This window comes from Aestuariivivens insulae (genome assembly GCF_022662195.1).
Taxonomy (GTDB): Bacteria; Bacteroidota; Bacteroidia; order Flavobacteriales; family Flavobacteriaceae; genus Aestuariivivens; species Aestuariivivens insulae.
In genome coordinates this window covers 490,697-504,258 of the sequence record NZ_JAKMCS010000001.1, presented here as the reverse complement: position 1 = coordinate 504,258, position 13,562 = coordinate 490,697, and the positions used below count along the sequence as shown (strand labels likewise).

The 13,562-nt window shown below is 35.9% G+C and carries 11 protein-coding genes and 1 other RNA gene; 6 read left to right on the top strand and 6 right to left on the bottom strand.

The features are described from left to right. Position 1: 1 nt before the first annotated feature. The 5 genes from MR062_RS02010 (at position 2) to MR062_RS01990 (ending at position 5,495) form a co-directional block, all read left to right on the top strand. Positions 2-295 carry a winged helix-turn-helix domain-containing protein gene (locus tag MR062_RS02010; RefSeq protein ID WP_242202396.1) on the top strand — a complete coding sequence of 98 codons (294 nt, stop codon included), beginning with the start codon at positions 2-4 and terminating at the stop codon, positions 293-295. 77 nt (positions 296-372) lie between these two features. Next, positions 373-1,746 carry a cell envelope integrity protein CreD gene (gene creD / locus MR062_RS02005; RefSeq protein ID WP_242202394.1) on the top strand — a complete coding sequence of 458 codons (1,374 nt, stop codon included), beginning with the start codon at positions 373-375 and terminating at the stop codon, positions 1,744-1,746. Positions 1,747-2,276: 530 nt separating this feature from the next. After that, on the top strand, positions 2,277-2,660 hold the full coding sequence (locus MR062_RS02000; protein ID WP_242202392.1) for a ribosomal maturation YjgA family protein: 384 nt from the start codon (positions 2,277-2,279) through the stop codon (positions 2,658-2,660). After that, on the top strand, positions 2,648-3,328 hold the full coding sequence (locus tag MR062_RS01995) for a DUF1361 domain-containing protein (protein WP_242202390.1): 681 nt from the start codon (positions 2,648-2,650) through the stop codon (positions 3,326-3,328). Before MR062_RS02000 ends, MR062_RS01995 begins: the two co-directional genes overlap by 13 nt. Before the next feature lie 70 nt (positions 3,329-3,398). Continuing rightward, entirely contained in the window at positions 3,399-5,495 is a 2,097-nt protein-coding gene (locus MR062_RS01990; protein WP_242202387.1) for a M48 family metalloprotease, read from the top strand. 113 nt (positions 5,496-5,608) lie between these two features. On the opposite strand, the gene MR062_RS01985 is transcribed toward MR062_RS01990, so the two are convergent. The 3 genes from MR062_RS01985 to MR062_RS01975 form a co-directional block, all read right to left on the bottom strand. Beyond that, positions 5,609-6,355 (bottom strand): slipin family protein, encoded by a 747-nt coding sequence (locus MR062_RS01985; protein ID WP_242202386.1) that lies wholly within the window; start codon positions 6,353-6,355, stop codon positions 5,609-5,611. Positions 6,356-6,483: 128 nt separating this feature from the next. Beyond that, positions 6,484-7,263: an SDR family NAD(P)-dependent oxidoreductase gene (locus MR062_RS01980; RefSeq protein ID WP_242202385.1), complete on the bottom strand. Its 780-nt coding sequence runs from the start codon at positions 7,261-7,263 to the stop codon at positions 6,484-6,486. 28 nt (positions 7,264-7,291) lie between these two features. Further along, positions 7,292-8,497, bottom strand: coding sequence for an NAD(P)-dependent oxidoreductase (locus MR062_RS01975; protein ID WP_242202384.1), 1,206 nt, complete (start codon positions 8,495-8,497; stop codon positions 7,292-7,294). Positions 8,498-8,785: 288 nt separating this feature from the next. On the opposite strand from MR062_RS01975, the gene ssrA reads away from it, so the two are divergent. Then, positions 8,786-9,183, top strand: a transfer-messenger RNA (tmRNA) gene (gene ssrA, locus MR062_RS01970). Positions 9,184-9,242: 59 nt separating this feature from the next. On the opposite strand, the gene MR062_RS01965 is transcribed toward ssrA, so the two are convergent. The 3 genes from MR062_RS01965 to MR062_RS01955 all read right to left on the bottom strand — a co-directional run bounded on the left by MR062_RS01965 (position 9,243) and on the right by MR062_RS01955 (position 13,552). Next, positions 9,243-9,791, bottom strand: a complete 549-nt coding sequence (locus MR062_RS01965; RefSeq protein ID WP_242202383.1) for a hypothetical protein — start codon at positions 9,789-9,791, stop codon at positions 9,243-9,245. A 122-nt stretch (positions 9,792-9,913) separates the two neighbouring features. Next, positions 9,914-11,431: an aminotransferase class V-fold PLP-dependent enzyme gene (locus MR062_RS01960; RefSeq protein ID WP_242202381.1), complete on the bottom strand. Its 1,518-nt coding sequence runs from the start codon at positions 11,429-11,431 to the stop codon at positions 9,914-9,916. A 174-nt stretch (positions 11,432-11,605) separates the two neighbouring features. Then, positions 11,606-13,552 (bottom strand): protein-disulfide reductase DsbD family protein, encoded by a 1,947-nt coding sequence (locus MR062_RS01955; protein WP_242202379.1) that lies wholly within the window; start codon positions 13,550-13,552, stop codon positions 11,606-11,608. Positions 13,553-13,562 lie beyond the last annotated feature (10 nt).

Below are 13,562 nucleotides of genomic sequence, written 5' to 3'. Positions count from 1 at the left end.
TTTGAGCATTATAGACAACATAAATAAAGTTTTTGATCACCGTGTCCGTTTGGGGATTATGTCGGTATTGATGGTTAATGAATATGCCGATTTCAATACCCTAAAAGAACTATTGAATGTAACCGACGGCAATTTAGCCAGCCATGCAAAAGCATTGGAAAATGTAGAATATATTAAAGTAGAAAAGCAATTTATAGGACGTAAACCCAACACACGGTATGCCGTGACCATATTAGGTAGGGAAGCCTTTAAAAAACATGTGGAGGCCCTTGAAAAATTAATTAATAAACAATAACATTTCGACTATGCATGGTGCAGGTCTATTTTTTTAATTCTTTACTTTGAAATACAAAGTACTTTAAATTAAACTTTATGGAAACACAACAACAAAACAAAAACAAATTCGGTCACTGGCTAAAGACCTCTATTACAGCTAGAATGCTCATGGTTGGTTTTTTAACTTTAGTATTGTTAATCCCATTATTCTACATAGAAGGATTAATTACGGAACGCTCTATCAGAAAAGAACAAGCAGTAAACGAAATAAACCAGCAATGGGGAAACGAAGTACTCATTTATGGCCCCATATTGGAAATCCCATATAAAACTTATACTGAAAAAACGGTTACCGATAAAGACACCAAAAAAACGTATACCGAAACCATTGAAAATATTGAACATGCCTATTTCTTACCCGAAAATTTACAAATAAACTCCAATATTGACCCCGAAGAAAAGAAACGTGGCATTTATAGTACTGCGGTTTATAACAGCAATATTAAAATAAATGGAACATTTGGCAATCCTGATTTTAAATCCTTAGAAATTGATGGCAAGGATATTATTTGGGACAAGGTCAAACTAATTATTCAATCCTCAAACGTTAAGGGCGTTTATGGCGCAGATATAACATTGGCTAATAAAAACTATCCAATAACTTCAAAGTACAATAATAAAAGTAATCGATCTCCCTACACGCTTACTTTGCACACTTTAGAAACCAAATATCTTGAAAAGTTAGATTTTATTGCAACAAACCAAATACCTTTCAATATTGAGTTTAATATCAAGGGTAGTGAGCAAATACGCTTTATTCCCGTTGGAAAAACAACTGAAGCAAGAATTACATCAAACTGGAAAACAGCCAATTTCTTTGGTGAGTTCTTACCATATAACAACGATAAAATTACAGAAAACGGTTTCGATGCTAAATGGAAGATATTGGAACTCAACAGACCCTTTTCCCAAGAATACAAAAATAACATACCTGATTTGACCGAATTTGCCTCCGGTGTTAATTTTATGATTCCTGTTGATGAATACCAAAAAAGTGAACGCTCGGCAAAATATGGATTCTTGGTTATTGGTCTAACCTTTTTAATTTTCTTTTTAATTCAAACCTTAAGCAAAATTAGCATCCATCCTTTTCAATATTTAATGATTGGGCTGGCGTTAACCATGTTCTACACCTTATTGGTTTCCATTTCGGAACACAGCAATTTTTTTAAAGCTTATTTAATAGCAGGAATATCAGTGGTATTACTTATTAGTTTGTATTCAAAATCCATATTGAAAAATATAAAGTTTCCCTTATTTATTGGTATTTCCTTATCTGCGCTCTACACTTTTATTTATGTCATTATACAATTAGAAAACTATGCATTGTTAACAGGAAGCATTGGTCTATTCTTAATACTTGCTACAGTAATGTATGTATCCAGAAAAATTGATTGGAACAACGATTGATTTTATTAGTTAGTGATTAGCTCCACTCTCCAAAACCGGGCGAGTGGAGTTTAATTGAAATTCTGATATTTAGATCCATGCTTTATTACTGTACTCCTATTTCAAACCTTTGTACTCATGAATATTTGATTTCTCGCGAATAACAATCCTGACAGCCTAACTGCGAGGTAGGCCGGTTCAACGCCCCTAGGCAGATCCTAAAGGAATTCTTTTTGATTAAAAATTTTTAGTTATGGTTGACGATTCTATTTTAACAGCAAAAAAGACAGCTTTCATAAGCTTTGCAATAGGAACATTTTTATTCCTTCTATTTGTTTTCATTACACAATCCTTAAAACTGATCTACTTAGGTTTTGCTTATGTTCTAGGTGCTATTATAATTAATAGTATAGTGATGCATTATTTAGTTTACTTATTGTTAAATTTTCCAAGGGCGTGGAAAAAATTGATATTAACTTGCTTAATTGTTTTGTCAAATATTCCCATTTCAATGCTTTATTTATACGTCATTCTCATTTTAATTTAAATTTATGAAACTCTATTTTAACCTAACATACTTCAGTTTCTTTATACTTCTGCTCTGTATCGAAGCCCTAATCGCCATTTTCCTAAAAACCGGTTTTATACGCCATACCATTGGGGATTTTCTGGTAGTGATTCTAATTTACTGTTTTGTGAAAAGCTTTTTTAAAATCACACCTTTAAAACTGGGCATAGCAGTATTGGCTTTTGCTTTCCTTATAGAGTTTTTACAGTTAGTCAACATACTGGCCTTGTTCAATTTACACAAAAAAAGTTTCTTGAAATTGCTATTGGGAAGTACTTTTCAGATTACAGATTTAATAGCTTACACTCTAGGAGTAGCTAGCATATTATCTATTGAACTCAACATATACAAATCATGGAACACATAAAACAACTGCTCTTTAATAGGTTTAAGACCTTCGCCTTAATTACCTCATCCATCTTTTTAAGCACCATCTTGCTTATGGTACGGCTGAAATTAACCCATTCCTTGTTCTTATTGTTCTTGGTGTGGAATTTATTTTTAGCCACCATTCCATTTGCTATTACCACCTATCTAATATGTTTACCTAAACCCTCAAAAAAACAGTTAATTATTTGGTTCGGTATATGGTTACTCTTTTTGCCCAATGCCCCATATATGGTAACCGATTTAATTCATCTAAGGTTAAGCGAAGGCCATATGTTATGGTTAGACATTATAGTAATTAACGCTTTTGCCTTTAACGGACTATTGCTGTATTACCTTTCTGTTTTAGATATGAAAAGCTTACTAACACCATATATAAGTATATCCGTGTTCAAATATTTTCCTACCGCGATATTCTTTTTATCGAGTTTTGGCATTTATTTGGGACGCTTTTTACGCTATAACTCCTGGGAACTGTTAAGCAATCCAAAATATTTATTGATGGACATTTTAGATATCTTCCTAAACCCATTATCCAATAGGTGGGCTTGGCTGTTTACCTTACTGTTTGGCCTTTTGTTAATTGTTGGGTCCAAAATTTTTAAACATCTATTCTCCCCCATTTTTTCAAATCATTCAAAAAGATGATACCCTCTTTTTAGGCTTTGCCATATTTTGATTAAAATTTTATATATTTCGACATACTAATCAACTTACTATGACAGATAATTTATATCCCGCCAGCCCTATTTCACTTCCAAAAAACCTAACCAAATTACCATCTTCGTACCAAACCAAGGCTTTTTTAGCTATTCTAGCAATAATATTGTTTTTTCTGCTCTATACAAGTCTTGTTGTAGGTCTTGCTTATTTAGTTTATTATGCATTTATATATGAGATAGGACATATCAATAAGATAACCATCTTAATGAAGATTGGAGCCATTGCAGGATCAGTCATGTTATTTGTCTTTACTTTAAAATTCATTTTTAAATTAAAAAACCATAAGCCTAAAAACAGAATTAAACTCACTAAAGGTGATTATCCAGAAATCTGGGATTTTGTATACAAAGTTTGCCAAGAAACCGGGGCTCCAAAACCAAAATCTATTTTTGCCGATCCAGACGTAAATGCATATGTTTCATATACAAACATGTGGTTAAGTTTATTTTTGCCAGTTAAAAAAGAATTAACCATTGGCTTAGGACTAGTAAGTTGTCTTAATTTATCTGAGTTTAAAGCTGTTATTAGTCATGAATTTGGTCATTTTGCCCAAAGGAGCATGAAGATTGGCAGCTATATCATTTCTGCTAACACGATAATACATGACATGATATTTTCTAGAGATAAATGGGACAACTTATTAGATCAATGGCGATCTTCAGACATTAGACTTTCTGCTGCTGCCTGGGTAATTACTCCTATTATTTGGATGATAAGGCAAGTGTTAAATCTTTTTTATCAGTTTTTAAATATTATGTATTCATCCTTATCAAGGGAAATGGAATTTAACGCAGACAAAGTAGCTATTAGCACTTCTGGAAGTGACGCCATAATCTCTGGTTTGTGGAAATTAGACCCAGGATTTAACAGTTGGAACGCCACCATTAATCATGCCTATATGGCATCACAAAAAAAGCAATTTGTAAAAAATTTATATAGACACAACACTTTGTCCTTAGATAGAGAAAATAAAGTACTTACCAACTTATTAAATAATCTACCGGAGGATAGTAGAGGGGGCAAAACCTACTTCTCTAGCTCAGAACATTCTAAAGTTGGCATGTATGCAAGCCATCCACCAAACGACAAAAGACAGAACAACGCGAAAGTACCATACGTAAGTTGTGAAATCGATGAGCGTTCACCATGGCTGTTATTCCCTAACAAAGAAACCCTACAACAAGAAATGACGCTTTTGGTTTACGAGCAATACTTAACAAAACATCCTGAAAGTTTTATTTCTGAAAATGACTTTGAAAGCTTCATCATTTCCGAAAACCAAGGCGCTGAACTACTCAAAGCATATGACAACACTTTTGAAAACAGATATCTTAACATTCCTGATGATGATATCCTAGAAAAAAATTCAAAATCTGTTAATTTAAACAAAGCAACACTAGATAATATTAAAGTTGAATTAAAAGCCTTAATGGAACCCATTAAAGCTATTGAAGATTTGATGTTGAAGGCAAGTCAAATATCAGAAGGCACCACAAAAGAAAACTCGTTTTCATTTAAGGGTCAAACGTATAAAAAGAAGAATTTACAAGAAGGGTATTCATTACTTTTTAATGAACGGGAAACATTATTCAATGAAAACTTTAAAGCTTGGGACACTTCTTTTTGCAGTTTCTATTACGCTCTAGCCAAAAAAGAAAACAAACACTCTAATTTAAAGAAACTATATACGCAACATAAAGACTTATCGAACATCTATAGATCTATTGTTGCCGTTAAGAGTAAAATCATATCTGAATTGAACCACTTACAGTCCCAAGAAGTTACACAGCGTCAAGTAAACTCTTTTGGCCACAAGGTTAACGATTATGTTATAAGCCTAAACCAAGACATAGAGAAGATTGAAGCATCCAACTTTGTTGCGCTCCCAAATCTCGATACCGTACAAGAACTTAAAGAAGCCATTGTAGAGGGTGGGGAATTTAAGCGAGAAACAGGGCAAATTTTTGAAAATGGCGGTTTTAACAGAATATTAATTGGCCTTGACTCTGCCATTCAACATTGCCAACGTATCGACCAAAAAAGTATAGGTGTCATTTTATCACATCACTACGACTTGGAAAAAAGCTTATAGCTATATTCCAAAACCTTGTAAACGTCGAGAAGCAAGCCATAAAATCTGGGCTTGCTTCTACTACACGACATGTGTCTGTTTATTTTAATTTGCTAAACCTTTTCAATCAACCATTAATCAATTTCTTTTTTTGTTGGTCTAGGCAATACTTCTTCTGGGAACGGAAATAGTATGGTTGAATTTTTCTCTGCTGCAATATTAGATAAGGTTTGATATAGCCTTAATTTAATTGCAGAGGGAGACTGATCTATCAATTTACCCGCTTCCAATAGCTTACCTGCGGCTTGCTCTTCTGCCAGGGCCAAAATTATACGTGCCCGCCTAGAGCGTTCAGCTTCTGCCTGATTGGCCATCATACGTTTCATGTTTTCTGGCAATTGTATGTCTTTTATCTTAACATCAATAATATCGATACCCCACTCTTTGGTTTCAACTTCTACAATATTTTTAATGTTTTTACCCATTTCTTCCCGTTTGGACAGTATGGTATCCAATTCTACCTTACCGCATACATCACGTAAAGCTGCTTGGGACAATTGCGTAATGGCGAATTTGTATTCTTCAACTTCCAAGACCGCCATTTCTGGATCAATAATCTTAAAAAATACCACGCCATCAATACTACACGGCACGTTATCTTCCGTCATAACTTCTTGGGAAACCACATTTATAGTAATCACCCTAATGTCTACTATTTGTATCGTCTCAACTATGGGAATAACCCATCTAAACCCAGGCTGTAAAGTCTTAATGTATTTACCAAACCTAAATTTTAAAGCGCGCTTGTATTCAAAAATAATGCGTATACCTGATAACAGAAATACAACAAGAAAAACCGTAAACATTAAAGGAGGATTCATGACACCATTCTTTTTAGTTAATACTCAAATAATTACCTTATAAGATAACGCTTTTTCATCAACTATAAAAGGATATTCATCAAATTAATTCAGAGAACACCTATTCCAATCTAATCTTTTAGGAACGCTTATTCTTTCCTGTTTTTTTCCTGAAGGTTCCTTACAATTTTTGTTGCCATGCTTCTTGAAACAAAGCGGTGGATGGTTGCAAGAAATTTATTGATTAGTCCGGGAATGGCCACTGTTTTTCCTTTTTGCATGGCTTTATAGCCATATTGGGCAACATCGGATGGACTTGCCATATTAAAACTAATCTTATTTTCCGTAGTGTTTTCTGAAACCACACCCTGAAAGGCCGTTTTGGTAGGTCCAGGACACAATACGGTTACCGTAACCCCTGTCCCTTTAAGTTCATTGGCTATAGCTTCAGAAAATGATAATAAATACGATTTTGTTGCATAATAAATAGACATGAGCGGCCCTGGTTGAAAAGCGGCAAGAGACGATATATTTAGAATTTTACCAGACCCTCGTTTTACCATCCCATCCAATACTAATTTTGTTAAATGGGTACTCGTAATAACATGTACATACAGCATGTCCAATTCTCGTTGCCATTCTGTATTGGTAAAGGTGCCGAATAATCCAAAGCCAGCGTTATTAACCAGAACATCAACAACAACATCTATAGCTTCCACAATTTCATTGGCGACATTGGGTTTACTCAAATCCTTGACCATAACATCAACGTTACAGCCATAAGATTTTGTAATCTCTGCCTTTACTTCATTTAGTTTTTCTGTATCAACATCTATTAAAATTAGATTATAGGCATCATTGGCCAACAACAATGATAATTCATAACCCAATCCTGAAGCTGCTCCAGTTATTAGTGCGGTTTTAGTCATAAAAATAAATTAGAAAGATGAAATCTGTCTATTCTTTTCCATCCACATAATCCTGTAAATAGGTAAAACGTTCGGTTAGTTTTCCGTTTTCGGTAATCTTAGCACGTTGTAAGACCCCATCTTTATCGCCATTAAAAAAAGCAGGTATAACGTGCTTTAAGAACATGTCACCAAAGCCTTCACTGGCATCTTTAGGCAATTCACACGGTAAATTGTCTACCGCCATAACGGTAATGGCCCGTTCATCCCTAAAATCGATTTCGGTTTCGGTTTGGGGCTCATACCCATAAATAGGCGCTTCTATAGTTGAAGCCCTAAGAGTCGTCGCCACAGGACCATCGACATCACAACTTATATCGGCCACCACCTTAATATTAAATTCTGGAGACTTTACATCGTTTCTGGTATACAAATACGGTGCCCCATCGCCATAAAAATGTCCCGCAATATAAAAATCGGTTATCTTGGCAAAACGCATAAAATTAGATTCGTAATCTTGTGGGTTTTTGAAAAAATCAAAATTATCCAGCGTTTGCCCATCTTTACGTTTATTATAGTCCAACACATCTATTTTGCAATATACGGACTCCTTAAAGGTACCGTTCAAATAATCTACCACAGACACTTGCTTAACTCCCATAGCATCTAACATTTCCTGTGCGCCGTTAGATACCTTTCCGCTTCCTGTAAGCAGTATTTTAATATTAGGTAGCGCTATGTTTTTTAATTCTGAAATTAAAGCTATTTGATCTGCTAAGGTTTCTGCCTTTGGCAAATGCCAGGAGCCATATTTTAATCCCCATGCCCGAAATCCGTTATAGGTTCCAACAATACCTGCGTAACGACCAAAACCTATTAATCGGAATCCTTCACTATTCACTATGGTTTCATGATCGTAAAGTTCAATGCCCTTATCTAAAATAGCTTGTAACAACTTTCTATTATAAGATTGCTTTTTTATGGTATGCGAAAAGAAAAAGTACTTTTTGTTTGGTATTAGCGCCTCTATGGGCACCTCTTTTACACCAATCATAACATCGCAGTCCGATATATCATTAACCACCTCAAGCCCCACGTCCTGATAAGTCGAGTCTGGAAATACACGAATGCTTGATGACTCAACTTTAAAGGTAGCTTGTGGAAATTGTTGTTTGGCTTCAACAAGTTTAGATGGTGAAAAAACCACACGACGATCTGGCGGGTTCTTACGCTCTTTAATAATGGCAAACTTCATATATTGGACTTGGAATAATTTTTGCACTAAAGTACTTGGATTTATATTGAATTACAAAGTTTTTGATAACTTTGCTCCCTGCGTTAAGGATTGAGGCGGCATCCTTTTTTAAATAAGAAGCCGTCATTACGAGGCGTTCATTGAACTTGTCGAAATGAGGAACGACGAAGTAATCTCCAGTAATAAAGAGATTGCTAAAGAACGCCCCTTCGACTACCTGCCCGTCCGGCAGGCGGGTGCTCAAGGCATAATTCGATTACGCAAATTAAAGATTTACTATCTCAATATGGGGTCGACTGGTTTTGACAGCGAGATTAATTGAATGGTAAGCACGTCGTGTAATGGTTTTGAAACACGTTAAAGGCTAGACCAAATTTTAAACGGCGAGAATAACTACGCTTTAGCTGCTTAATAACCGAATTATAGTAGGTTCAAGCCTTTGTCCGACAAGGTCGGAAAGCTAAATGTCCCTTGAAAGCCTTGGTTTATGGCGTTCTAATTAGGGGCATCGTAAAAGTAAACCTAGAGGTATTAGCGCATCGATAATACTTCGAAATTTAAGATGATAAGCTAAAAGTAGATGGTTTTTAGTCGGCTTTTAGTCGAAAATCAAATAAAAACTAAACGTGTAGAAAGCCTTTTGGTTACTTGTTTGGACGAGAGTTCGATTCTCTCCGGCTCCACAATAAAAACCCCCTTAAGTCATATTAACTTAAGGGGGTTTATTATATATTAAACTTGTTTTTTATTCTTCGGTCGCATCTTCATCGTTGTTATTCATATCCATTTCGGGTTCAAATAAATGTTTCCACAAACCTCCAAAATCGCCATACATTTGCTCATAAACAATTTTGCCTTCATCATTAAAATCAAAAGAATGATAGACCGATAGAGTTCCAGACTTAGCTTCAGTAGAATCGGTCGCTGAACGTATTACTTCCCAGTCGCCATAGTATCTAACGGAACCATCTGCCATTTTAGTTTCTGAGTTGACTCCTGGCAAAAAAACAGGGTCTCCTAAAAATTTAAAATCAAAAGCAGCAAAAGATTTTTTGTCATGTTCTTTCATCTCTGCAAGGGTTGTCGAGTCTTTTTTAGCCCCAAAGGCCGTTTCCTTAATTACAACATCATCGGCATAAAGCGAATAATCTACATTTTCACTTTGCCAGCTATCCATCAAGGCTTTGACTGTTTTAGAATTTTCCTCAAATTTAAGTTGAGCTGTGTTATCAACCTTTGGTTGACAGGATACAAATAGTAATGCAATACAAAAAATAGAGCAAACTGTTTTCATAGTTAATGGTTTTAGAGTTAAGTTACCAATTTACAAAAAAAACCAATATATTCTTACAAACATCTGGTTTTTAATTTCTTACATTCAACTATAAAAGCCACAATCTCTTAGTAGGCCTGGTTCTACAAGTCGAACCAAGCTTTGGTAATATCTTGCTCTACCGCTAAGTTCCCTTTATGGATAAATTCATTTTTGGCTGCATTATACTCGTAATCTTCTCCCCAAACTTTAATGTTTTGGGCCACTTGTTTAATGGCATCGCATATAAAATTGATTTCATCGTTGGTCATGGTTGGGTGAATGGACATACGTATCCATCCCGGTCTTTCTATAAGACAGCCTTCCAATATTTTTTGTTCAATGGCTTTTGATTGTGGTTGATCAACATTAAGCAAAAAATGACCATAGGTCCCTGCGCACGAGCACCCCCCTCTGGTTTGCACACCAAAACGGTCGTTCAATATTTTAACCACCAAATTATAATGGGCATCGTCTATAAAGAATGAAAACACGCCCAAACGGTCGGTATGCCTATCTGCTAGAATATGTAAATTCTTAATCTTTGAGAGCGCCTTAAAAACGCGTTTGTTTATTTCGTGCTCGCGATCTAAAATCTGCTTAACGCCCATCTGTTCCTTTAAACGAATGGCCAAAGCAACGCGGATGGCCTGTAAGAATCCAGGTGTACCACCATCTTCACGGGTTTCAATATCGTCTATATAATCATGGTCTCCCCAAGGGTTAGTGTAAGAGACTGTCCCTCCTCCGGGATTATCGGGCACCATATTTTTATATAACTTCTTGTTAAATATAAGCACTCCCGAAGTTCCTGGCCCTCCTAAAAATTTATGGGGTGAAAATGTAATGGCATCTAAATATTCATCTTCATTTTCTGGATGCATATCTATAGCCACATAAGGTGCCGAACATGCAAAATCTACAAAACACAGCCCATTGTATTTATGTACCAATGCAGCCACTTTATGGTATGCTGTTCTAATTCCCGTAACATTAGAACAGGCTGTAACCGAGGCTATTTTTATGGGGCATTCTTCGTGTTCTTGCAATAGCTTTTCAAAACTTTTTAAGCAAATGAGTCCTTCACTATCGCACGGAATAACCATTACTTTGGCTATGGTTTCCAACCATGAGGTTTGATTGGAATGGTGTTCCATATGGGAAATAAAAACGATAGGACGCAATGTGTCTGGCACTTGAGTATGGTCCTTCAAGTTTTCAGAAACCTTCAAGCCCAAAATACGCTGAAACTTATTAATAGCCCCTGTCATACCCGTTCCAACGGTTATCAACACATCATCTTTAGAGGCATTAACGTGCTTCTTTATAATGTTTCTTGCATCATGATAAGCCAAGGTCATGGCCGAGCCCGTAATAGAAGTTTCGGTATGTGTATTGGCCACATAAGGCCCTATTTCCTGTTGCAGCTTCTCTTCTATGGGTTGATACAGCCTACCACTGGCCGTCCAATCGGAATAGATTATTTTTTGCTTGCCATAAGGCGAAGTGAATTCCTGATCAATCCCTATAATATTATCCCTAAACGGTTTGAAGTAATCTTCCAGATTGGAACGATCACGTTTTCTAAAAACGTTTTTAAGAGTATTGGCTATAGCATTCATAATTTGAAAATTAACAAAGAATCACCTTAACATCAAAATATTAAAGCGATTCTTCTATCTAAAACAATCAACTAAAACTATTATCGATTATATTTTTAATTCGTAAACAAGTCAATTAACTTCTCATTTGAAGGTCTTGGCGCATCTGCAGACAAAATGCACCCTTCATCCAATTTACTTTTTAAAATTGTTAGTTCCCTTTTTCAACCAATCGTAATATTCATCTACATCTGGCGTATAGGCTACTGGATCTATTAAGTTTTCTTCATTATGATCCATAAGCACATAGAATGGCTGTGAATTAGTTTTATATTTAATGGTTTGGAGTTCGCTCCATTTTTGACCAATATACTTTAACTTTTTCCCAGGTTTCAATTGAGATTCTACCACTTCTTCATCTTTTAGTTTACGCTTATCATCAACATAAAGCGAAATAAGTACCACGTCGTTTTTTAAAATATCGAGCACTTTAGGCTTCACCCAAACATTCATTTCCATTTTTCTACAGTTTACGCAGGCGTGCCCCGTAAAATCTATCATCACTGGCTTCCCTACTTTTTTGGCATATGCAAGGCCTTTATCGTAGTCGTTAAACGCCAATATATTATGTGGCGGCATTAAATGAGCCCCCTCTGGCACACCTTCGTGCCCTTTCGCTACTGCTCCACCAACACCATAAGGCGATTCGCTATAATGCTGTGGTGGTGGAAAGGCACTGATTAAGTTTAAGGGTGCTCCCCAAAGTCCTGGAATCATATAAATGGTAAACGATAATACGAGAAGCCCCAAGCTTAATCGCCCTACCGAAATGTAGGTTACCGGTGAATCGTGGGGCAATTGTATTTTTCCGAAAAGGTAAAATGCCAAAGCTCCAAATATGGCTATCCAAATGGCTATAAATACTTCGCGTTCTAAAAAATGGGCCTGTAATACCAAGTCGGCATTGGATAAAAACTTAAAGGCTAATGCCAATTCCAAAAATCCTAACACAACTTTTACCGTATTTAACCAGCCTCCAGATTTTGGTAAAGAATTTAACCAGCCTGGGAACGCGGCAAAAAACGCAAAAGGCAAAGCAATAGCTAAAGAAAACCCTAACATACCTATAATTGGCCCCACTTGACTACCACCAGCCGCTGCCTCAACCAATAAGGTTCCTACTATTGGCCCAGTACACGAAAAGGACACAATAGCTAAGGCCAATGCCATAAAAAATATACCTATCAAACCGCCTCTATCGGCCTGTCTATCTACTTTATTGGCCCATGAATTTGGCAACATAATTTCGAAAGCACCTAAAAAGGATACTGCAAAAATTAACAGTAAGAGAAAAAAGGCTATGTTAAACCATACATTTGTTGATAAGGCATTTAAGGCATCTGGACCAAACATTAAACTAACCAACACCCCTAAAAACACATAAATAACAATAATTGAAATACCATAAATAATAGCATTTCTTATACCTGCCGCTTTATTTTTACTTTGCTTGGTAAAGAAACTTACCGTCATGGGTATCATAGGGAATACACATGGTGTTAATAAGGCTGCAAATCCAGAAAAGAAAGCTATAAAGAAAATAGCCCACAACCCTCTTTTAGATGCTTTGGATTTTTTTGCTCCCGAAGATTTATCTACTGTTGCTGAAACTGAAGCTGTACTCGCTTTATCTTTTTCCGAAAGCTTAAATACCAAATCAACCTCCGTTGGAGGTGAACATTGTGTATCGTTACAGATCATAAACTCTACAAAAGCGTTCACTTGGGCTAAACCTTCTGAAACTTCAACTTTTTGTTTAAATACTGTACTATTCTCAAAATACTTAATTTTCATTTCAAAAACAGCGTCATCGACAGTATGCCCTTCTTCTTCGCTTGTATTTCCTATTAATTTAATAGTTCCGCCTTCATCGTCATAAGTAAAAGTAGTTGGTATTGGCCCGCCTTCTGGTACGGTTTGGGAATACAAATGAAAACCTGATGGAATGGTTGCCTTTGAGACTAGGTTATATTCTGTATCTGAAAGCTTTTCTACAGACGTGGTCCATTTTACATCTGGGATCATCTGGGAGAACCCTGAAAAGCTTACTAAAGCGATTAAAAGTAAGATATACTTTCTCATAATGTTTTAT